Genomic DNA, 21,361 nt, shown 5'->3' with positions numbered 1-21,361 from the left:
GGGAAGGGGCGGGGAGGGGAACAGCCCCGCCGCAGGCGCACCCCGCCCCGCACCCGGCCCCCGCACCACAACGCCGACCGCCCCGCACCCGCCCCCGCACCCAGCGGACACCTCACCCCACAGAGCTGTAAGCCACGACCCCCCGCAACACCGCATCCACCGCCTTGTGCGCATTGCGAGCCACAGAACTCCCGTCCCGCGGCGCCGCAGCAGCGATCTGCCCCAGCACGTCGATCACCTGCTTGCACCACCGCACGAAGTCCCCGGCCGGCATCTCCGCCTCGCCCAGCACCTCGTCCAGCGAACGCCCCGACGCCCACATGTAGACCGCCCAGGCGAAGCCCAGATCGGGCTCGCGCTGCCCGACCCCTTCCGCCTGGTTGATCTTGAAGTCCTCCTCAAGGGCGTCCAGCCGCCCCCAGATCCGGACCATCTCGCCCATCGCGGTCTTCGCGGGCCCCGACGGCAGCTTCGGCGCCACCGCGTCGTCCGCTTGCCGCGCCTCGTACACCAACGCCGAGACACAGGCCGCGAGTTCGGCGGGGTTCAGCCCCTCCCACACGCCCGCGCGCAAGCATTCGCTCGCCAGCAGATCGAGCTCGCCGTAGAGCCGCGCGAGCCGGCGCCCGTGCTCGGTGACCTCGTTGCCCCGCAGGTAGTCCAGCTCGGTGAGCAGCGCGACGATCCGGTCGAAGGTGCGGGCGATCGTGTTCGTCCGCCCCTCGATCCGCCGCTCCAGCTGCCGTGTGTCGCGCTGCAACCGGTGATACCGCTCGGCCCACCGCGCGTGGTCCTCCCGCTCGTCGCACCCGTGGCAGGGGTGCGCGCGCAACTCCGACCGGTAGCGGGCGATCGCCCGGTCGTCGGCCGCGACGGACCGGCTCTTGCGGTGCCGCTCCGGAACTATGTGCCCGGCCTTGGTCCGCAGGGCAGAGGCCAGGTCGCGACGCGACTGCGGGGAGCGCGGGTTGAACGACTTCGGCACCCGCATCCGCTCCAGCGCCTCCACCGGAACCGGGAAGTCGATCGAGGCGAGCCGCTTGACCTGGCGCTCGGCGGTGAGCACCAACGGGCGCGGCCCGTCGTGGTATTCGAGCCCGCGGTGACCGTGCCCATTGGTCCGCCCGGCGGGCAGACCCGGGTCGAGCACCAGCGCCAGCCCGGCGAACTTGCCGGTGGGCACATGGATGACATCGCCGGGCTTGAGCTTCTCCAGCGAAGCCGCCGCCTCGGCCCGCCGCTGCGTCGCGCCCTGCTTGGCGAGCTCGGTCTCCCGGTCCTTGAGGTCGCGGCGCAGCCGCGCGTACTCCTCGAAGTCACCGAGGTGGCAGGTCATGCCCTCCCGGTAGCCCTCCAGACCCTCTTCGTTCTTCTGGACCTGCCGGGAGATGCCGACCACCGACCGGTCCGCCTGGAACTGCGCGAAGGAGGTCTCCAGCAGCTCGCGCGACCGGTGCCGCCCGAACTGCTGCACCAGGTTGACGGCCATGTTGTAGGACGGCCGGAAGCTGGAGCGCAGCGGATACGTACGCGTACCCGCGAGTCCGGCCAGCGCGCCCGGATCCATACCGCGCTGCCACAGGACCACCGCGTGGCCCTCGACGTCGATGCCGCGCCGCCCGGCCCGGCCGGTCAGCTGGGTGTACTCGCCGGGGGTGATGTCGGCGTGCTGCTCGCCGTTCCACTTGACGAGCTTCTCCAGCACCACCGAGCGTGCGGGCATGTTGATGCCGAGGGCGAGGGTCTCCGTGGCGAAGACGGCCTTGACGAGTCCGCGGACGAACAGCTCCTCGACGACCTCCTTGAACGTCGGCAACATGCCCGCGTGGTGCGCGGCGATGCCCCGCTCAAGCCCTTCGAGCCACTCGTAGTAGCCCAGGACATGGAGGTCCTCGCCAGGGATGGAGGCGGTCCGCTCCTCGACGATCTCGCGGACCAGGCGCCGCTTCTCCTCGTCGTTGAGCCGCAGTCCGGCGTGCAGGCACTGCTGCACGGCGGCCTCGCAGCCGGCCCGGCTGAAGATGAACGTGATGGCGGGGAGCAGCCCTTCGGCGTCCAGCCGGTCGATGACCTCGGGCCTGGCGGGGGTCCAGATCCGGCTGCGCTGGCGCCGCTCGCGCTCCCGGTCCGCCTCGCGGACCATCTTGCCGCGGCGGCGCTCGCGCGGGTTGTATCCGCGCTGGTTCTCCATCCGGGCGAGCCGGACGAGGTCGGGGTTGACCTCGCGTCGTCCGGCGCCGCGGCCGCCGTGGTCGGTCTCCTCCTCGAAGAGGTCGTACATCCGGCGGCCCGCCAGGACGTGCTGCCAGAGCGGCACGGGCCGGCTCTCGGAGACGATCACTTCGGTGTCACCGCGGACGGTGTCCAGCCAGTCGCCGAACTCCTCCGCGTTGGACACGGTCGCCGACAGTGACACCAGGGTCACGGAGTCCGGGAGATGAATGATCACTTCTTCCCAGACGGCGCCCCGGAAGCGGTCGGAGAGGTAGTGCACCTCGTCCATCACCACATGGCCGAGGCCCCGCAGCGCCTGCGAGCCCGCGTACAGCATGTTCCGCAGCACCTCGGTGGTCATGACGACCACCGGGGCATCGGCGTTGACGCTGTTGTCGCCGGTCAGCAGGCCGACCTTCTCGGGCCCGTAGCGCTTGACCAGATCGGCGAACTTCTGGTTGGACAGGGCCTTGATCGGCGTGGTGTAGAAGCACTTGCGGCCCTGTTCCAGGGCGAGGTGCACGGCGAACTCGCCGACGATCGTCTTGCCCGAGCCGGTCGGGGCGGCGACGAGCACGCCCTTGCCGGCCTCCAGGGCCTCACAGGCCTCGATCTGGTAGGGGTCCAGATCGAATTCGTACAGCTCGCGGAAGGGCGCGAGTGCGGTGGCCTGCTCGGCGGCGCGGAGCCGAGAAGCCTGGTATCGCTCAGCTGGTGAGAGGTCCTCTGTCATCGTGCTTTCGAGACTACCCGCCACCTCTGACACCAGTCGCGATCTTTAAATCCCGCCCGGAGAACCCGGCACGAGCACCCGCACCGCACCGGGCACGCAGCGCGCGGTGAGCGGCAGCGCCCCGAGTTGTTCACCGTCCGCGTACGCGGTGACACCCGCTGCGGCCAGCTCGATCGAGGAGACCCGGTGCACGGTGACCTCGGGGTGGCTGAGATGCGTTCCCTTGTAGACGCGGGGGAACACCTTGAGCAGGGTGGTACGGCTGCAGTCCCCGACGACGGTCACGTCGAACAGGCCGTCGTCCATCACCGCGTCCGCGCAGATCCGCATGCCTCCGCCGTACGTCGACCCGTTGCCGACGGCGATGAGCGTCGCCTCGATCTCCCGGACCGGCCCGTCGTCCAGCCTGACGCGGTAGGGAATGGGCTTGAACGCGGCGAGTTCGGCGAGGATCGCGAGGTCGTACTTGAACCGTCCGCCGACCCAGCGCATCCGGTTCCCCCGGTCGTTGACCCGGGAGTCGAAGCCGGAGGCGAGCACCGACCCGAACCACCGCTCCCCGACCCGCCCGAGGTCGATCTCGCGGACGCCGCCTCCCTTGAGCGCCTCGGCGGCCAGCCGCCCGGCGGCGGCCGGATCCCGTATCGGCAGCCCGAGCGCACGGGCGAAGTCGTTCCCGGTGCCGACGGCGACCACCCCGAGCGGGGTCATCGTTCCCGCGACGGCCTGCAGGGCGAGGGACATCATGCCGTCCCCGCCCACGGCTATCAGCGCCCCGGTCCCACCCGCGACGGCCTCCCGGGCCCGCCGCAGGGCGTCGTCGGCGTCCTCACCGAGAACCGTACGCACGGAGAATCCGGCGTCCCGCAACGCGGAAGCGGCCGGCTGCGCGGCGTGCGCGCCCCGGCCGCGTCCTGCGGTGGGATTGACGAAGAGGGTGATCTCGCTGGTCACCCGGGGACCCTACAAGGTCAGGTGATGTCGTCGTAACCGTTCAATCGGTCCCGGTCCGAACTCGCCTGTGCGGGCAGCGACCGGGTGGACGAGACCGATTCGATCTCACCGACGTCCTCGGGAGTGAGGTCCAGCTTCGACGCCTCGTCGTCGTCAAGGTCGGCATCGGGATTGGAACGCCGCCTGCGCTTGTCGTTGAGGAGGGAGAAACCCACCGCGATGAAGTACAGCACCCCGAGCGGAGCCGCGAGCAGAAGCATCGAGATGGGGTCGCCGCCCGGTGTCGCGATGGCCGCGAACGCGGTGAGCCCGACGATCATCCCGCGCCACCAGCGCAGCATCCGAACGCCGGACAGTACCCCGGTCATATTGAGCAGGACCAGCAGCAGTGGCAGCTCGAAGGCCAGCCCGAAGACGATCACCATGCGGGTGATCAAGTCGAGAAAGTCGTCAAGCGGCAGCAGGTTCTTCACGTTGTCGGGCGTGAATCCCAGCATGATCTGGGCGGTCTGCGGCAGGATCTCGTACGCCAGGTAGGCGCCGGCCAAGAAGAGCGGCACCCCGGCCGCGACGAAGGCAACCGCGTGGCGCTTCTCGTGCTTGTGCAGGCCTGGGGCCACAAATGCCCACAGCTGGTAGAGCCAGACGGGGGTGGCCGCCAACACACCCGTCATCAAGGAAACCTTCAACGCGATGGTAAAGGGTGACAGCAGACCGTTGGTGGTCATCTCCGCACACGGTCGACCATTGATCATGGTCACAGCGCCGTTCTTGCAGCCGACCGAATCCAGGATCGGCTTCATCAGGAACTCGAAGATTTCCTTCTGGAAGAACGCTGCCGCGATCACGGTGATCACGATGGCCAGGACCGACTTCAGCAGCCGGTCGCGCAGCTCACGCAGGTGATCGAGGAGAGGCATCCGCCCCTCGTCGTCTTTCTCCTGCTTGCGGGCAGACTTGAGCAACCCACTTCCCTCGTCTCGTGCGGCAGCTGTCGGTGGAGCGGGTCAGCTGTCAGTTCTGGGTGGTGGGCTTGGCTTCGCTGACCGGACGGGCGCTGCTGACGTCTCCCGGAGCGGCCTGAATGGTACGCGCGGGCGCTGCCTGCGGCGCGGTGTCCGCAGCGGTCTCCGCGGTGGGCCCCGCAGGCTCCGCGTCGTCCTTCTTCATGGCCTTGGCCTCACTCTTGAGGATGCGGGCCGACTTGCCGAGCGAACGCGCCATGTCGGGAAGCTTCTTGGCACCGAAGAGCAGCAAGATGACGGCGATGATCAGAACGATCTCGAGGGGCTTCAGATTGCCGATCATGTGCGACTTCCTTCTCACTGAGGCGACTGGAGGGCGGGCTCGCTACCCATTCGGTCGGACACACGTCCAACCTGCGCGCTGACAGCGATCGTAACCCGCAGGGGTAAACGCAAGGCAATGCCCGTGCATACTCCCGCTTGCGGCCCGCGCCTCCCCCTGGTCCGACGTCAGCACCCTACCTCCGTGCCGGTGGATCAAGAGCCCGCTCCCCGGCTAGCGCAGCGCCTCGCCCGTCGCGGCGAGGTCGGTCGCCGCCCTTTCGAGGTCCTCCGCGGCCCGGTTGATGCGCTGGGTGGTACGCGTCACCTGACGCCCGAGCCGCTGGGCCTCGACGAAGACCTTGACGGCCAGCACGCCGAGAACGGCGATCCCGAGGAACCCCAGGGCGATGGCGAGCATGGGCCAGAACATGGGCTGAGCCTCGATATGACTAGAGGGCCGACGGCATGGAAAGGGGCTAGAGGCCGGCGTGCAGACGCAGCGTCCGCACCCCGCCCCTGCTGAGGAGTTCGACTATCCGCTCCCCCGCGGGCTTGCGGACGGCCGCATCGCACCGCGGGCAGGTGAAGGAGTAGAACGTCGTCCGGCGGCTGGCCCCCACCGCGAGGCGGATGGCGCTCGCCGCGAGTTCGAACCGTTCGCGGCAGTCCGGGCAGGCGGCCTTGAACCGTACGGACTCGGGCACCACCACGGTCGGAACACCTGACACCACAGACATATTGCTCATATTTCCCTCAGGTTTCCGCTCAGGCCGGTTCGTCGTACGCGGCGAGCGCCGCACGGGCCGCCTGCTGTGCGCTGCGCGCCAGCTCCGGCGGGGAGACGATGCGGCCCTCGCCGCCCAGCCGCAGCGCGAGCCTGCGCAGCGAGGCCGGGTCGGGGGTGCGCAGGGTGATCCGCAGCCCGCCGTCGGGCAGCTCCTGTGCGCTGTCGTGCGGGTAGTACTCGGCGACCCAGCGTCCGCCGGGGCCCACCTCCACGACGACTTCCGGGTCCTCGGCGGCCGGCTGGACCAGCCCCTCGGACAGGTCCCGCAGTTCCAGCTCGGGCGGTGCGGCGGGCTCGTCCAGCAGCCGGATCTCGGCGACCCGGTCGAGCCGGAACGTACGCCGGTCCTCGGACGACCTGCACCAGGCCTCCATGTACGTGTGCCCCACGGCGAACAGCCGGATCGGGTCCACCTCGCGCTCGGTGAGCTCGTCGCGCGCGGGCGAGTAGTAGCGCAGCCAGAGGCGGCGCCGCTCGGAGATCGCCCGGTCGACATCGGCGAAGACGCCGCCCTCGGACTCGAAGGTGACCGAGAGCCGCGAGCTCGCCGCCCCCACCTCGCCGGCCGCGGTCTCCAGCTTCGCGGTGGCCCGCAGCAGCGCCTGCCGGTCGCTCTCGCGCAGCCCCGGGAGCGTGGCCACGGCACGGGCGGCCACCAACAGGGCCGTCGCCTCGTCGGCCGCGAGCCGCAGCGGCTCGGCGACGTCGTCGGGGTTGTGCCACCAGATGCGGTCGCCGTCGGTGTCGATGTCCAGCAGGTCACCGCCGCGGAAGCTCGTCCCGCACATGGGCAGTACGTCGAGGTCCGAGATCAGCTCGTCCTCGGTGATCCCGAAGGCGCGGGCGACGTCCTGGACATGGGCGCCGGGGCGCTCGCGGAGGTACGTCACCAGGGAGAGCATCCGGCGGGTCTGGTCGATCGCGTTCGTGGCCATGGGTTGCCGTACCTCTCTCAGTCCTTGGCCACGGCGCGCAGCCGCTCCACCACATCGGCCCGCAGATCGGCGGGTTCCTGTACGACGACGTCCGGGCCGAACTCGACGAGCCAGGCGTCCAGACCGTGTCCGTACGGAATCTCCAACTCGTCCCACCCGTTCCCGAGTTCCCGGACCGACACGGCGCGCGAGCGCAGCGGGTAACCGGCCCCGGTGCGCAGCCTGATCAGCGCGGTCCGGGTGGCCGTCTCCCCCGCCCAGCTCTCGACGGTCTCGCGTACGGTCACGACGTCGGGCACCTCGGCGGTGAAGGCCCCGGCCCTGGAGCGGACCCGGCCGGTGATCCGGGAGAGCCGGAACACCCGCTCGGCGCCGCGTTCCCGGTCCCAGCCGGCCAGGTACCAGTGTCCGCGCCAGCATTCCAGGGTCCACGGCTCGACCTGGCGCTGTTCCGGCGTGGCGGCGTTGCCCTTGCGGTAGTCGAAGGTGACCGGGCGGCGGTCGCGGCAGGCCAGCATGAGCGGCTCGAACGCCGCCTCGTGGACGGGGATGCGCGGTTCCAGGGCGCTGTGCACCTCGTACGCGTCCTCCGCCTCCGGCATGCCGGCGGCCCGCAGCTTCTGCAGCGCACCGCTGGCCGCGCCGGCCAGCCGCGCCTGCTGCCAGACCTTCGCGGCCAGTCCGAGCGCGGCGGCCTCCTCGGCGTCCAGCGTGATCGGGGGCAGCCGGTTGCTGTCACGCCGGGCGAGATATCCCGTCTCGCCGTCCAGGTTCTCCACGGTCTCGATGATCAGACCGAGCTCGCGCAGATCGTCCTTGTCCCGCTCGAACATCCGGTTGAAGGCGTCGTCGGAGCCCGCCTCCAGATAGGCCTCGATGGAGCCGCGCAGCTCGCGCTTGCTGAGCGGGCGGCGGGTCCCCAGCAGACACAGCGCCAGGTTCATCAGCCGCTCGGCCTTGGCAATCGCCATCGACGCCCTTTCTGTTTCGCTCTACGACGGTCGACCGTACCGCTACGCGGTGTCGGGACAAAAGCGAGGGCCCGTGCCTGGCGGCACGGGCCCTCGTATCGCACGGGTGCGGATCAGACGGCGACCAGGTCGCAGACGAAGATCAGCGTCTCGCCGGGCGCGATGCGGCCGCCACCGGCGCCGCGGTCGCCGTACGCGAGGTGCGCGGGAATGGTCAGCTGGCGACGGCCGCCGACCTTCATGCCCTGGACACCCTGGTCCCAGCCGGCGATGACCTGGCCGGCGCCGAGCTGGAACTGCAGCGGGGTGCCGCGGTTCCAGGAGGCGTCGAACTCCTCGCCGGTGGAGAAGGCCACGCCCACGTAGTGGACGGAGACGGTGGCGCCCTTCTCGGCTACCGGACCGTCGCCCTCCCAGATGTCCTTGATCTCCAGGTCGGCCGGCGGCTCGCCACCCGGGAAGTCGATCTCGGGCTTCTCGATGCTCACTGACTTGCTCCTCTTACTGATGAACTACTGGGCAACCGGGACAGTCTTACATCTTCGCCAGGAGGTCCACGGAGAAGACCAGCGTGGACTTGGCGGGGATGGTCTGCTGCGCCTTGTCACCGAAGCCCTGGTCCGGCGGGATGACCAGGAGCACCCGGCTGCCGATCTTCTTGCCGACCAGACCGTTCTTCAGGCCCTTCAGGGTCACCTGGGAGAGCGGGAAGGTCTGCGTCTTGCCCGCGGCGTAGGTGCTGTCGAAGGTCTTGCCGTCCTTCCACAGCAGCCCCACGTAGTTCACGACGACGCTGTCGGTGTCCTTCACGACGTCGCCCTTCGACTCCAGGATGTAGTTGGAGACGAGCTTCGACGGCGGGTCGCTCTTGGTAGGGATGGTGACCTTGGGGGCCTTGCCGTCGGTGTTGGTGCCGACCTTCGGCAGGTCGATGTTGTCCTGGGCGACCTCGGTGCCCTTGGCGGAGGCCGGGATCTGCGTCGCCTTCAGGACGTCGACGACGAAGACGAGCGTGGCGTTGGGCTTGATGTCGCCCTGGCCCTGGGCGCCGTATCCGAGGTCCGGCGGGATGACCAGCTGGACCCTGCTGCCGACCTTCTGGCCGACGAGGCCCTTGTCCCAGCCCTGGATGACCATGCCGGCGCCGAGGGTCAGATCGAACGGCTGCTTGCGGTCGAAGCTGTTGTCGAACGGCTTGTCGGAATCCCAGGACTGACCCAGATAGTTGACCTGGATCGCGTCGCCGTTCTTGAGCGTGGCGCCGTCTCCCTGGCTGACGACTCTGGTCTTCAGCTCCTTGGGCGGGTTCCCCGTGCCCTTGGCCAGGGTCGGCTTCTCACCGAATTTCGCGCCCGCGGTGATCGCGGGGAACCCGTCCTTCGACGTGGCGGAGGCGGAAACGGAATCGGAGCCCTTTTCGTCGCCGCAGGCCGCTGTCAGCAGCAACAGGGGGACGACGAGAAGGCCGGCAAGTCGGCGCACTTGTTCCTCAGATCTCAGACGGCACAGTTGGTTGAGTCCCCGCCACTCTAGGGCGTACGCAGGGCCCCGTACGAGGAACGTACGGGGCCCGCGTCGCGTCGGCGGCCGGGATCGTGCGGTGCCGGCTCACATACCCGCGATCAGTTTCTCCACCCGGTCGTCCACCGAACGGAACGGGTCCTTGCACAACACGGTGCGCTGCGCCTGGTCGTTGAGCTTGAGGTGGACCCAGTCGACGGTGAAGTCCCGCCGCTGCTCCTGCGCCCTGCGGATGAAGTCGCCGCGCAGCCGCGCCCTGGTGGTCTGCGGGGGCACGGACTTGCCCTCGAAGATCTTCAGGTCGTTGCAGATGCGGGCGGCCTGTCCCTTGCGCTCCAGCAGGTAATACAGGCCGCGACGACGGTGGATGTCGTGGTATGCGAGGTCTATCTGGGCGACCCGCGGATGCGACATGGTCATGTTGTGCTTGGCCCGGTACCGCTCGATGAGCTTGTACTTCATCACCCAGTCGATCTCGGTCTCGATCCGGTCGAGGTCCTCGGCCTCGACCGCGTCGAGCGTGCGGCCCCAGAGCTCCAGGACCTGGGCGACGGTGCCGGTGCGGATGCCACGGCGGTCGACGAAGTCGACGGCCTTCTCGTAGTACTCGCGCTGCACCTCGATGGCGGACGCCTCACGCCCACTGGCCAGGCGCACCTTGCGCTGCCCGGTGGTGTCGTGGCTGACCTCGCGGATCGCCCGGATCGGGTTCTCCAGCGTCAGGTCCCGCATCACCGTGCCCGCTTCGATCATGCGCAGCACCAGGTCGGTCGCGCCGACCTTGAGCAGCATGGTCGTCTCGGACATGTTGGAGTCACCGACGATGACGTGGAGACGGCGGTATCGCTCCGCGTCGGCGTGCGGTTCGTCACGCGTATTGATGATCGGGCGGGAACGCGTGGTCGCGGAACTGACGCCCTCCCAGATGTGCTCGGCACGCTGGCTGACGCAGTAGACCGCGCCCCTGGGGGTCTGCAGCACCTTGCCCGCGCCGCAGATCAGTTGCCTCGTGACGAGGAAGGGAATGAGGATGTCCGCGAGCCGGGAGAATTCTCCGTGCCGTGCCACGAGGTAGTTCTCGTGGCATCCGTAGGAGTTTCCCGCCGAGTCGGTGTTGTTCTTGAAGAGATAGACGTCGCCCGCGATTCCCTCCTCGTGCAGGCGGCGTTCGGCGTCGACGAGCAGGCCTTCGAGAATGCGCTCGCCGGCCTTGTCGTGGGTGACCAGTTCGGTCAGGTTGTCGCATTCGGGGGTTGCATATTCCGGATGCGATCCCACGTCGAGGTAGAGGCGGGCGCCGTTCCGCAGAAAGACATTGCTGCTGCGGCCCCATGACACAACACGGCGGAAGAGGTAGCGCGCCACTTCATCAGGGGACAGTCGGCGCTGTCCCCTGAACGTGCACGTGACGCCGTACTCGTTCTCCAGCCCGAAAATGCGGCGGTCCATGACTGAACATTACGCCTGATGGCCTGAGCTGAAACCGGGTTCGACAGCACCGTTTCGATCATTTTCCGATCCCCGTGCAGAAACGGCCGTACGCCCGGGAACTGCGAGTACCCTTCCCGTCGCCAGCAGGACGAGCAGCGCCGCCACCCCACCGGCCCCCGCGACGGCGAAGCTCCACGAGGTGCCGCCCAGCTCGACGGCCGGTCCCGCCACGGCCGTTCCCGCCGCAGCGCCCACCCCGAACGTCGTCACCAGCCAGGAGAACGCCTCGGTCACGGTGCCCCGGGGAGCGTGCCGGTCGACCACGATGAAGGAGCAGGCGATCGCGGGTGCCAGAAAGACTCCGGCCACTGCCGCCAGTGCGGTCATGGCGGCCACTCCGGGGGTCAGCATCAGCGGCAGATAGCCCAGTGCCAGCAGCGCGACGATGACCCGCAGCCGGCGCTCCGGCGCCCCGGCCCACTGCCGTGCCCCGTAGACCGCGCCGCCGATCAGCGCGCCCAGCCCGAGCGCGGCCATCAGCCAGCCGTACACCGACTCCCGGCCGTGGTCGTCGGCGTAGGCCACACCGGCCACCGTGATCGAGCCCAGCGCGAGTCCGACGAAGAAGAACGATCCGAGCAGCGCCAGCAGCCCCGGTGAGCGCAGCGCGCCCAGCCAGTGCGCCTCGCGGGGTGCGGAGCGCCAGGTCCGGGAGGGCTCGGAGAGGACGACGGAGAGCGCCCCCAGGACACCCAGCGCGTTGATGACCAGCAGGGCGGCGGCGGGCGACCAGAGGGAGACCAGCACCGTCACCAGCAGCGGGCCCACGGTGAACATGACCTCCTGGGCGACGGCGTCCATGGCGTACGCGCGGTGCACCCGCTCCTCGCCGCCCAGCACGCTCGGCCACAGGGCCCGCAGGCCGCCCTCCAGCGGCGGTGTGAAGACTCCGGCCACCGCCACGGCCCCGTAGGCCAGCGGAAGCGATCCCAGGCCCACCAGGGCCAGCAGGGCCATGCCCAGTGCCGACACCACGGCGGCCGGGAGCTGGACGCGCGGCTGGCCGTACAGGTCCACGGCGCGGCCCAGCAGCGGCTGGCCGACCGCGGTGGCCAGCCCGTACACCGCCGCGAGTGCTCCGGCGAGGGCGTAGCTGCCGCCCTCGGCACGGGTGAACAGCACGATCGCGACGGGGGCGGTGCCGTTCGGCAGCCGCCCCACCAGGGTTCCCGCCAGCAGGCGGGCGGCATGCCGCGCCCGGAGGATGTCCAGATATCCCGCGGCCATGTCCCGTCGCCCCTCTCCCTCGGGGGCTCTTCCGCCACCCAGAGGTTTTACGTATAACTTCGAAGCTCATACGTACCATGTGACCAGTCCGCAGGTCCACCTCACGGCGCCTGCCCCGACCGGCCCGGAGGCCCGAGTGACCAGCGCACCACAGCCCGCCCCGACCCGGCCCACCAGCCGCGATGTCGCGCGGGCCGCAGGCGTCTCGCAGGCCACCGTCTCCCTGGTGCTCGGCGGCAAATGGCCGGGCCGGGTCTCCGAGGCCACCGCCGAACGTGTCCGGCAAGCCGCCCACGGCCTCGGCTACCGGCCCAATCTCGCCGCCCGCAATCTGCGCCTGGGCAGCACCAGGACCGCGCTGCTGGTCGTCCCCGCACTGACCAACGAGTTCTTCGCCCGCGTCTACACCGGCGCCGCCGAGGTCGCCGCCGAACACGGTTTCGGCGTCGTGCTCTACCCGTCCCCCGACGGCACCGGACCGGCTCGGGACCCGTTCGCCTCGGCGAGCGCCTCCCTGGACGGCGTGATCGCCTCCTCCATGGCCGCCGGGGCGCTCGACGCGCTGCGCGGCGCGGGGCTGCCGCTGGTCATGCTCGACAGCGACCCGGCGGACACCGGTGTCGCGGCCCGCGTCAATCTGGACATCGCCGACGGGATGCGGCAGATCGCGGGGCATCTCCTCGCCCTCGGACACCGCCGCTTCGTCCATCTGGCGTCGGCGGTCGACTCCTGGACCTTCGCGGTGCGCGGCCGGGCGCTGCACGACACCCTGCGGTCGGTGCCCGGCACCTCCGTGCGGACCGTCACGGCGGCGCTGGACGTCCACGCGGGCCGCGTCGCGGCGGAGCACACGCTCGCCGCCCCGGGCCCCCGCCCCACCGCCCTGGTCTGCGACGACGACATCCTCGCCGCCGGAGCCTGCAAGGCCGCCCGCAGGCTGGGCCTCCGGGTGCCCGACGACCTGTCCGTCACCGGGTTCGACGATCTGGCCCTGGCCACGGCCGTCGAGCCGGAGCTCACCACCGTGCGGCTGCCCGCCGAGCAGGTCGGGAAGCGCGGCATGAGAGCCCTGCTGGCGGTCCTGGACGACCGGCCGGCCGAGACCGGCAGCCTCCCCGTGCACCTGGTGGCCCGCGGCTCCTCGGCGCCGCCGCCCGCGGACGCCCCGCCGGCATGACCGTGCCCCGGCCCGCCGGGAGGGGCGGACCGGAGCACGGTCGACAGCGGTGGACCGTCCTTCGGCGGACTACTCCACGTCACCGCCGGAGTCGGTGGACTTGGTCGTGTCCGCCGCGGCGGACTCGGTGCCCTCGCCCTCCTCGGTGTCGGACGGGGCGTCCGTCGGCGCGGAGCCGCCGTCCGCCTCCAGCAGCCGCGCCAGCTGCCTGCCGACGATCCGCTTGAACTTCCGCTGCTGGGGCCGCGTACGGTCCAGCACCGCGACCTCCAGCCGCTCGGCGGGGATCTCCCGCTCGCTGCCGTTGGGATCGCGCGACAGCGCCTGCACCGCCAGCTTGAGCGCCTCGGCGAGCGTCATCCCGTCGCGGTGCCGCTGGTCCAGGAAGGTGCTGATCTGCTCCGCGTTGCCGCCGACCGCCACCGAGCCGTGCTCGTCGACGATCGAGCCGTCGTGCGGCAGCCGGTAGATCTGGTCGCCGTCCGGGTCGGTGCCCACCTCGGCGACCACCAGCTCCACCTCGTACGGCTTCTCGGCCGCGCTGGAGAAGATGGTGCCGAGCGTCTGCGCGTACACGTTGGCCAGCCCACGGGCCGTCACATCGTCACGGTCGTAGGTGTATCCGCGCAGATCGGCGTAGCGCACTCCGCCGATGCGGAGATTCTCGTACTCGTTGTACTTGCCGGCGGCGGCGAAGCCGATCCGGTCGTAGATCTCGCTGAACTTGTGCAGCGCGCGGGACGGGTTCTCGCCGACGAACACAATGCCGTCGGCATACTGCAGCACAACCAGGCTGCGACCACGGGCGATGCCCTTCCGGGCGTATTCCGCCCGGTCGGCCATGGCCTGCTGAGGTGAGACATAGAACGGCGTCGACACCGGTTATCCGTCCCTTTCTGTCAGTGACGAGAGCATCGGAGAAGCAGCGGAACGGGGGTCAGAGCAGCGCGGCGCGCGGGCCGTCGGGCTGCTCCAGCCGGCGTTCCAGGACCGCGCGCGCGATCTCGGAGGATTCCGCCTCGTCCAGCTTCCGGAAGCCTTCGTCGGTGATGACGGTGACGATCGGGTAGATCCGCCGGGCCACATCGGGACCGCCGGTCGCCGAGTCGTCGTCGGCGGCGTCGTACAGCGCCTGTACGACCAGGGTGAGGGCCTCCTGCTCCGTCAGGTCCCCGTGGTAGAGCTTCTTCATCGAGCTCCGGGCGAAGACCGACCCGGAGCCGGTGGCCGCGTACCCGTGCTCCTCGGAGCGGCCGCCGGTGACGTCGTACGAGAAGATCCGGCCCTTCTCGCGGTCCACGTCGAAGCCGGCGAACAGCGGCACGACGGCGAGGCCCTGCATGGCCATCGCCAGATTGCTGCGGATCATGGTGGAGAGGCGGTTCGCCTTGCCCTCCAGGGAGAGCTGGGCGCCCTCGACCTTCTCGAAGTGCTCCAGCTCCAGCTGGAAGAGCTTGACCATCTCCACGGCCAGTCCGGCCGTGCCGGCGATGCCCACCGCCGAGTACTCGTCGGCCGGGAAGACCTTCTCGATGTCGCGCTGGGCGATCACATTGCCCATGGTCGCGCGCCGGTCACCGGCCAGCACCACACCGCCGGCGAACGTCACCGCGACGATCGTCGTCCCGTGCGGCGCCTCGACGGCCCCCTGCAGGGGCGGCAGGTTCCGGTTGCCCGGGAGCATTCCGGGCGACTGGTCGGACAGGAAATCCATGAACGAAGAGGATCCCGGCGTCAGGAAGGCAGCTGGTAGACGCCCGGTGCTACGAGTGTTGGCTTCCACGCGTTTCCCTCCAGGTAAGCGACGGCCCTGAGCAAGGCGTCAGGATCGTCTCCCAACTTGCCGATGGCCGAGTTGCAGTTGATGCGGTTACGCCACGGACCCTACCCGTCCCGTGACGGTGATCCACATGATCCGCGGGGGCAGCTGCACGGCTCGCGGTGCCGTTTGCGCCCGCGCGGTACGGGCCGACCCGGCCCGTACCGCGCGCACCGCTCTCCACTCCCCCGCGTTCACATCCGTGAACTACTGTCCACCCTTTTGGACGAAGGAACGCACGAAGTCCTCCGCGTTCTCCTCGAGCACGTCATCGATCTCGTCCAGAACCGAGTCGACGTCGTCGCTCAGCTTCTCCTGGCGGTCCTTGAGGTCCTCGGAGACCTGCGCGTCCTGCGCCTGCTCCTCGACCTCCTCGGTGGAACGCGTCGCCTTCTGCTGTCCGCCGCCGGTGTCCTTGGTCGCCATCTAGCTCACCCCGCTCGGTTCGAAGCACTTGATCAGACCCTACCCACGGGCTCCGACATCGGCCCGGTACTTTCCCTCAACGTCCGGGGGTCATCCCGATGATTCCCCGATCCCGGCCCTTTCAGCCGCCCGACAGGACCTGGACCAGCTCCTCCGCCGTGCGGCAGCGGTCCAGCAGCTCCTTGACGTGGTCGCGGGTGCCGCGCAGCGGTTCCAGGGTGGGTACCCGCTGCAGCGAGTCATGACCCGGCAGATCGAAGATGACCGAGTCCCAGGAGGCCGCCGCCACGTCGTCGGCGTACTGCTCCAGGCAGCGGCCGCGGAAGTAGGCCCTGGTGTCCTCCGGAGGCCTCGTACGGGCCTGTTCGACCTCGTTCTCGTCCAGCAGCCGCTTCATCTTCCCGCGGGCCGCCAGACGGTTGTACAGGCCCTTCTCGGCCCGCACGTCGGCGTACTGGAGATCCACCAGGTGCAGGCGCGCCGCGTCCCAGTCCAGGCTGTCGCGGCGGCGGTAGCCCTCCATGAGCTCCCGCTTGGCGATCCAGTCGAGCTCGCCCGACAGGCTCATCGGGTCGTTCTCCAGCCGGTTGAGGGTGTCCTCCCAGCGGATCAGGACATCCTTGGTCTGCTCGTCGGCGTCCGCCCCGTACCGCTCCTCGACGTACTTGCGGCCCAGCTCGAAGTACTCCATCTGCAGTTGCACCGCGGTGAGCGTACGGCCGCTGCGCAGCGTGACGAGGTGCTTCAGGGTCGGGTCGTGGGAGACGTGGTGCAGGGTGCGCACCGGCTGGTCGACCGCGAGATCGACGTTGATGAAGCCGTCCTCGATCATCGAGAGGACCAGGGCGGTGGTGCCGAGCTTGAGATAGGTGGAGATCTCCGAGAGGTTCGCGTCCCCGATGATCACGTGGAGCCGGCGGTACTTCTCGGCGTCGGAGTGGGGTTCGTCGCGGGTATTGATGATGGGGCGCTTGAGCGTGGTCTCCAGCCCGACCTCGACCTCGAAGTAATCGGCGCGCTGGCTGATCTGGAAGCCGTGCTCGTGGCCGTCCTGGCCGATTCCCACGCGTCCCGCTCCGGTGACCACCTGGCGGGAGACGAAGAACGGGGTCAGGTGGCGCACGATGTCGGAGAACGGGGTCTCCCGCTTCATCAGGTAGTTCTCGTGCGTGCCGTACGAGGCGCCCTTGTTGTCGGTGTTGTTCTTGTAGAGGTGGATCGGCTGGGCGCCGGGAAGCTGGGCCGCACGCTCGGCGGCCTCGGCCATGATGCGTTCGCCGGCCTTGTCCCAGAGGACCGCGTCCCGCGGATTGGTGACTTCCGGGGAGCTGTACTCCGGGTGTGCGTGGTCGACGTAGAGGCGGGCCCCATTGGTGAGGATGACATTGGCGAGGCCGATGTCCTCGTCGGTGAGCTGGCTGGAGTCCGCGGTCTCGCGGGCGAGGTCGAAACCTCGCGCGTCCCGCAGCGGGTTCTCCTCCTCGAAGTCCCAGCGGGCGCGGCGCGCCCGGTGCATCGCCGCTGCGTAGGCGTTGACGATCTGGGACGAGGTGAGCATGGCATTGGCGTTGGGGTGGCCGGGGACGGAGATCCCGTACTCCGTCTCGATGCCCATTACTCGCCGTACGGTCATGCGGCCCTCCTTGCCCGGCGGCGCTCCCTTGGGGGCGGCGCTCAAGTACCGCTGCTTGTCGGTGCGCGTGCACTGCCCGTCCACGCACTGCGCGACCGGGCGGTACGCAAGAGCCTAGAGCGCCTCTGTGCTGGTGGGGAGATCAATTGCGTCATTGCTGCGGTGTCGCGCGATCGGGACCGAAAGCAACCGGCTGCGGATGCCCGGCGGGCATCCGCAGCCTGTCCGCGTTCTACAGGTACTGCCCGGTGTTCGCCACCGTGTCGATGGAGCGGCCGGTGTCCGCGCCCTGCTTTCCGGTGACGAGCGTGCGGATGAAGACGATCCGCTCGCCCTTCTTGCCGGAGATCCTGGCCCAGTCGTCCGGGTTGGTGGTGTTCGGCAGGTCCTCGTTCTCCTTGAACTCGTCCACGCATGCCTGGAGGAGATGGGAGACGCGAAGGCCCTTCTGGCCCTGGTCGAGGAAGGCCTTGATGGCCATCTTCTTGGCCCGGTCGACGATGTTCTGGATCATCGCGCCGGAGTTGAAGTCCTTGAAGTACAGGACTTCCTTGTCGCCGTTGGCGTACGTGACCTCGAGGAAGCGGTTCTCCTCGGACTCGGTGTACATCCGCTCGACGACCGACTGGATCATGGCGTGCGCGGCGGCTTCCTTGGAGCCGGTGTGCTCCGCGAGGTCGTCGGCGTGCAGCGGCAGCGAAGGCGTGAGGTACTTCGCGAAGATGTCCTTCGCGGCCTCCGCGTCCGGGCGCTCGATCTTGATCTTCACATCGAGACGGCCGGGCCGCAGGATCGCGGGGTCGATCATGTCCTCGCGGTTGGAGGCGCCGATGACGATGACGTTCTCCAGGCCCTCCACGCCGTCGATCTCGGCGAGCAGCTGGGGAACGATGGTGTTCTCCACGTCCGAGCTGACGCCGGATCCACGGGTACGGAAGAGGGACTCCATCTCGTCGAAGAAGACGATGACGGGAGTGCCCTCGCTGGCCTTCTCACGGGCACGCTGGAAGACCAGGCGGATGTGCCGCTCGGTCTCGCCGACGTACTTGTTGAGAAGCTCCGGGCCCTTGATGTTGAGGAAGTAGCTCTTGCCCGCCGGCTGGCCGGTGACCTCGGCGACCTTCTTGGCAAGGGAGTTGGCGACGGCCTTGGCGATGAGTGTCTTGCCGCAGCCGGGCGGACCGTAGAGCAGGATGCCCTTCGGCGGACGCAGTTCGTGTTCCTTGAAGAGGTCGGGGTGGAGGTAGGGGAGTTCGACCGCGTCCCGGATCAGTTCGATCTGGTCGCCCAGGCCGCCGATCTTGTCGTAGTCGATGTCCGGTACCTCTTCGAGGACGAGCTCCTCGACCTCGCTCTTGGGGACCACTTCGTAGACGTAGCCGGACCTGGGTTCGAGCAGGAGGGCGTCGCCGGGGCGGATGGTGATGTCCAGCAGCGGCTCGGCGAGCCTCACCACCCGTTCCTCGTCGGTGTGCCCGATGACCAGGGCACGCTCGCCGTCCTCAAGGATTTCCTTGAGGGTGACGATGTCCCCGGCCCGCTCGAATTCCATGGCGTCGACCACATTGAGCGCTTCGTTGAGCATGACTTCCTGGCCGCGCCGGAGGTCGTCGAGCTCGACACTGGGGCTGACGTTCACCCGGAGCTTTCGGCCTCCGGTGAAGATGTCGCAGGTGCCGTCCTCATTGCCCTGAAGAAACACACCGAAACCGGCCGGCGGCTGTGCGAGCCGGTCGACTTCTTCCTTGAGGGCCACGATCTGGTCGCGGGCCTCGCGCAGTGTGTTGGCGAGCCGCTCATTCTGTGCGGACACGCCTGCCAGGTTGGTCTGCAACTCGACGATCCGCTCTTCGAGAATCCTCGTATGGCGCGGAGAGTCGGCGAGCTTACGTCGCAGGACGGCGATTTCCTGCTCGAGATAGGCGACCTGGCCGGCTGGGTCTTCGGACCCCCGCCCGGGCCGGATGCCGCGGTTGATGTCGTCGTCGTGGGCTGCCACGGTCCTCACCTCCTCCAAGGGGAGCTGGACGCTTCCTGACCCTACCTGGGTGGGTGATGATTGAAACCCCTAGATCACAAAGACTGCGGGGCGTGTCCGATCTTCACCCTTGCGTTCCCCCTCGTGTCAGGGGAATACCCACCCTTCAACATCGGAAAGCGGCCGGTTGTATCGTCGAACCGTTCAACACCCGTCAGGGCTGGCATCTTTTGGTTCGGATACGCAGGGAACGGCAGGAATAAATGACCGTGCAGCAGGACGCTCCCAACGGTGGCGACGCGCAGGACCTGGAGGTCTGGATCGACCAGGACCTCTGCACGGGAGACGGCATCTGCGTCCAGTACGCGCCCGAGGTCTTCGAGCTGGACATCGATGGTCTGGCCTATGTGAAGAGCTCCGACGACGAGCTGCTGCAGGATCCGGGCGCCACGACGCCCGTCCCGCTGCCGCTGCTCCAGGACGTGGTCGATTCGGCCAAGGAGTGCCCGGGCGACTGCATCCATGTCCGGCGCGTCTCGGACAGCGTCGAGGTGTACGGCCCCGAGGCCGCCTGATCCGGCGGTCGCGGGGCCCCGGTCACTCGCGGTGACCGGTCAGGCGCTGCTCGGAGCGGCCTCGGTGGCGCGGACGAACGCGCCGCCCCGCCACTGCCAGGTGACCCGCTCCTGCTGGTCGGGGCAGCAGCGCGGCACCGAGTCGGAGGAGTAGCCGAGCAGAGTGGCCGAAATGATTCCGTCACGCACCGCGAAATCGCCGATGCTCATCGCCTGAGCGGGGTCCACCAGGGTCGCCACGACCCGCGGTGCGGCCCCGCTTCCGCGTGTCAGGACGTAGACGCCGCTGGGCGGGGTGCCCGAGCCGGCCGCGCAGTGGACCACGGCGACGGTCTCGGGGCGGCCGTCACCGTCGAGGTCGCCGGTGGCCTGCTTCGCCACGGTGCTCTCCACTCCGCCGCACTCCAGGGGGAAGTCCGCCCGCGCCGGATCAGGGGCGGTGACGGCCGTGGTGCCGTGCTGCGCCGTGGTGCGGTGGGGGGTGGAGGCGGAGGCCGTGGGGTCCGGCTGGAGCAGGCCGGCGGCCGCGACGACGGCGGCCATGGCAGCCGCGGTGGCGAGCCAGTGCAGCGGCTTGGTGTCGGTGTGCGCGAGGTCCGGGAGCTCGGAGGTCTGCACGCGGGATGTCTCCTGTGGTTCCTGTGGATCGAGGACGCCCGGGTGGGCGGAGCCACCGGTGGGACTGCCGCGGCGGCGCCGGTGCGTTGCGCGGGTCAGCCGCGGGAGGAGCCGCTCTGGCTGCCGGGACCGTCGTAGTCCTCGCCGTAGGCGCCCTTGGCGGGGCGGCGGCGGCGCAGCGGGGCCTCCACACCGTCGGCCAGGCGGCGTGCGGTGACGAGGAAGCCGGTGTGGCCGATCATGCGGTGGTCCGGGCGGACGGCCAGGCCCTCGACGTGCCAGTTGCGGATCATCGATTCCCAGGGCTGCGGCTCGGCGAAGCAGCCGATCTCACGGATGGACTCCACGGTCCGCGCGAGCTGGGTGGTGGTGGCGACGTAGGCGCAGAGGATGCCGCCGGGCACCAGCGCCTTGGAGACGGCCTCCAGGCACTCCCAGGGGGCGAGCATGTCGAGGACGACGCGGTCGACGTCGGTGTCCGAGAGGTTGTCCTGGAGGTCGCCGACGGTGAGCTGCCAGGCCGGGTGCGGTTCGCCGAAGTAGCGTTCCACGTTCTGCTGGGCGATCTCGGCGAAGTCCTCGCGGCGCTCGTAGGAGTGCAGCATGCCCTGGTCGCCGATGGCGCGCAGCAGGAAGGTGGAGAGCGAGCCGGAGCCGACGCCGGCCTCCACGACGCGGGCGCCGGGGAAGATGTCGGCGAAGGCCAGGATCTGCCCCGCGTCCTTGGGGTAGACCACGGCGGCGCCGCGGGGCATGGACAGGACGTAGTCGGGGAGCAGGGGGCGCAGCGCGAGATAGGCGACGTTTCCCGTGGTTCGGACAACACTGCCCTCGGGAGCACCGATCAGCTCGTCGTGCGGGAAAGAACCCTTGTGGGTGTGGAAGTTCTTTCCGGCTTCGAGCGTGAAGGTGTAGTGGCGTCCCTTGGGATCGGTGAGCTGGACCTGGTCCCCGACCTTGAAGGGCCCGCGTCGGCGGGCGGCACCGGTCGGTTCAGACATGTGACCAGCCTA

Annotated in this window: 21 protein-coding genes and 1 pseudogene; 2 read left to right on the top strand and 20 right to left on the bottom strand. The window is 69.3% G+C overall.

Annotated features, from left to right (window positions below):
* Positions 1-112 precede the first annotated feature (112 nt).
* The 12 genes from EES42_RS14960 to EES42_RS14905 all read right to left on the bottom strand — a co-directional run bounded on the left by EES42_RS14960 (position 113) and on the right by EES42_RS14905 (position 12,122).
* The gene (locus EES42_RS14960; protein WP_124718722.1) at positions 113-2,947 is read right to left on the bottom strand and encodes a DEAD/DEAH box helicase; all 2,835 of its coding nucleotides are present in this window, start codon (positions 2,945-2,947) and stop codon (positions 113-115) included.
* Positions 2,948-2,992: 45 nt separating this feature from the next.
* Positions 2,993-3,901: a diacylglycerol kinase gene (locus EES42_RS14955; protein ID WP_124718721.1), complete on the bottom strand. Its 909-nt coding sequence runs from the start codon at positions 3,899-3,901 to the stop codon at positions 2,993-2,995.
* Between the two features lie 17 nt (positions 3,902-3,918).
* Positions 3,919-4,866, bottom strand: coding sequence for a twin-arginine translocase subunit TatC (gene tatC / locus EES42_RS14950; protein WP_124718720.1), 948 nt, complete (start codon positions 4,864-4,866; stop codon positions 3,919-3,921).
* A gap of 49 nt (positions 4,867-4,915) precedes the next feature.
* Positions 4,916-5,209, bottom strand: coding sequence for a Sec-independent protein translocase subunit TatA (gene tatA / locus EES42_RS14945; protein WP_124718719.1), 294 nt, complete (start codon positions 5,207-5,209; stop codon positions 4,916-4,918).
* Between the two features lie 213 nt (positions 5,210-5,422).
* Positions 5,423-5,620 carry a hypothetical protein gene (locus tag EES42_RS14940; RefSeq protein WP_124718718.1) on the bottom strand — a complete coding sequence of 66 codons (198 nt, stop codon included), beginning with the start codon at positions 5,618-5,620 and terminating at the stop codon, positions 5,423-5,425.
* Positions 5,621-5,666: 46 nt separating this feature from the next.
* On the bottom strand, positions 5,667-5,936 hold the full coding sequence (locus tag EES42_RS14935) for a hypothetical protein (protein WP_124718717.1): 270 nt from the start codon (positions 5,934-5,936) through the stop codon (positions 5,667-5,669).
* Positions 5,937-5,955: 19 nt separating this feature from the next.
* Positions 5,956-6,912: a helix-turn-helix transcriptional regulator gene (locus EES42_RS14930; protein WP_124718716.1), complete on the bottom strand. Its 957-nt coding sequence runs from the start codon at positions 6,910-6,912 to the stop codon at positions 5,956-5,958.
* Between the two features lie 17 nt (positions 6,913-6,929).
* Positions 6,930-7,883 (bottom strand): helix-turn-helix transcriptional regulator, encoded by a 954-nt coding sequence (locus EES42_RS14925; RefSeq protein ID WP_124718715.1) that lies wholly within the window; start codon positions 7,881-7,883, stop codon positions 6,930-6,932.
* Between the two features lie 113 nt (positions 7,884-7,996).
* Positions 7,997-8,371 (bottom strand): FKBP-type peptidyl-prolyl cis-trans isomerase, encoded by a 375-nt coding sequence (locus tag EES42_RS14920; RefSeq protein ID WP_124718714.1) that lies wholly within the window; start codon positions 8,369-8,371, stop codon positions 7,997-7,999.
* A 46-nt stretch (positions 8,372-8,417) separates the two neighbouring features.
* Positions 8,418-9,365, bottom strand: a complete 948-nt coding sequence (locus EES42_RS14915) for an FKBP-type peptidyl-prolyl cis-trans isomerase (RefSeq protein WP_124718713.1) — start codon at positions 9,363-9,365, stop codon at positions 8,418-8,420.
* A 126-nt stretch (positions 9,366-9,491) separates the two neighbouring features.
* On the bottom strand, positions 9,492-10,853 hold the full coding sequence (pafA, locus tag EES42_RS14910) for a Pup--protein ligase (protein ID WP_124718712.1): 1,362 nt from the start codon (positions 10,851-10,853) through the stop codon (positions 9,492-9,494).
* 9 nt (positions 10,854-10,862) lie between these two features.
* Positions 10,863-12,122, bottom strand: coding sequence for an MFS transporter (locus EES42_RS14905; RefSeq protein WP_124718711.1), 1,260 nt, complete (start codon positions 12,120-12,122; stop codon positions 10,863-10,865).
* A 136-nt stretch (positions 12,123-12,258) separates the two neighbouring features.
* On the opposite strand from EES42_RS14905, the gene EES42_RS14900 reads away from it, so the two are divergent.
* Entirely contained in the window at positions 12,259-13,299 is a 1,041-nt protein-coding gene (locus EES42_RS14900; protein ID WP_124718710.1) for a LacI family DNA-binding transcriptional regulator, read from the top strand.
* Positions 13,300-13,368: 69 nt separating this feature from the next.
* Here the strand turns inward: EES42_RS14900 and prcA are convergent, their stop codons facing one another.
* From prcA to arc, 6 genes and pseudogenes are all read right to left on the bottom strand, one after another.
* Entirely contained in the window at positions 13,369-14,178 is an 810-nt protein-coding gene (gene prcA / locus EES42_RS14895) for a proteasome subunit alpha (RefSeq protein ID WP_124718709.1), read from the bottom strand.
* A gap of 58 nt (positions 14,179-14,236) precedes the next feature.
* Positions 14,237-15,082, bottom strand: coding sequence for a proteasome subunit beta (gene prcB, locus EES42_RS14890; RefSeq protein ID WP_124718708.1), 846 nt, complete (start codon positions 15,080-15,082; stop codon positions 14,237-14,239).
* Positions 15,034-15,224: pseudogene (locus EES42_RS46120) on the bottom strand (endonuclease domain-containing protein); the annotation flags it as partial. The pseudogene EES42_RS46120 and the gene prcB, both read right to left, overlap by 49 nt.
* Before the next feature lie 101 nt (positions 15,225-15,325).
* Positions 15,326-15,544: a ubiquitin-like protein Pup gene (locus EES42_RS14880; protein WP_124718707.1), complete on the bottom strand. Its 219-nt coding sequence runs from the start codon at positions 15,542-15,544 to the stop codon at positions 15,326-15,328.
* Between the two features lie 121 nt (positions 15,545-15,665).
* Complete coding sequence (gene dop, locus EES42_RS14875) at positions 15,666-17,177, bottom strand: depupylase/deamidase Dop (RefSeq protein WP_124718706.1); 1,512 nt, start codon at positions 17,175-17,177, stop codon at positions 15,666-15,668.
* A 232-nt stretch (positions 17,178-17,409) separates the two neighbouring features.
* Positions 17,410-19,176, bottom strand: coding sequence for a proteasome ATPase (gene arc, locus EES42_RS14870; RefSeq protein WP_114243629.1), 1,767 nt, complete (start codon positions 19,174-19,176; stop codon positions 17,410-17,412).
* Between the two features lie 242 nt (positions 19,177-19,418).
* Between arc and EES42_RS14860 the strand changes: the two genes are divergently transcribed.
* Positions 19,419-19,730, top strand: coding sequence for a ferredoxin (locus EES42_RS14860; RefSeq protein WP_124718705.1), 312 nt, complete (start codon positions 19,419-19,421; stop codon positions 19,728-19,730).
* Positions 19,731-19,769: 39 nt separating this feature from the next.
* Here the strand turns inward: EES42_RS14860 and EES42_RS14855 are convergent, their stop codons facing one another.
* Both EES42_RS14855 and EES42_RS14850 read right to left on the bottom strand, forming a co-directional pair.
* Positions 19,770-20,348: a hypothetical protein gene (locus EES42_RS14855; RefSeq protein WP_124718704.1), complete on the bottom strand. Its 579-nt coding sequence runs from the start codon at positions 20,346-20,348 to the stop codon at positions 19,770-19,772.
* Positions 20,349-20,443: 95 nt separating this feature from the next.
* A complete protein-coding gene (locus EES42_RS14850) occupies positions 20,444-21,349 on the bottom strand; it encodes a tRNA (adenine-N1)-methyltransferase (protein WP_124718703.1) in 906 nt (301 codons plus the stop codon).
* Between the last annotated feature and the right edge of the window lie 12 nt (positions 21,350-21,361).

Source organism: Streptomyces sp. ADI95-17 (assembly GCF_003846175.1).
Lineage (GTDB): Bacteria > Actinomycetota > Actinomycetes > Streptomycetales > Streptomycetaceae > Streptomyces > Streptomyces sanglieri.
Note: the sequence above shows the minus strand (reverse complement) of the source record. Positions and strands in the feature narration are given on the sequence as shown.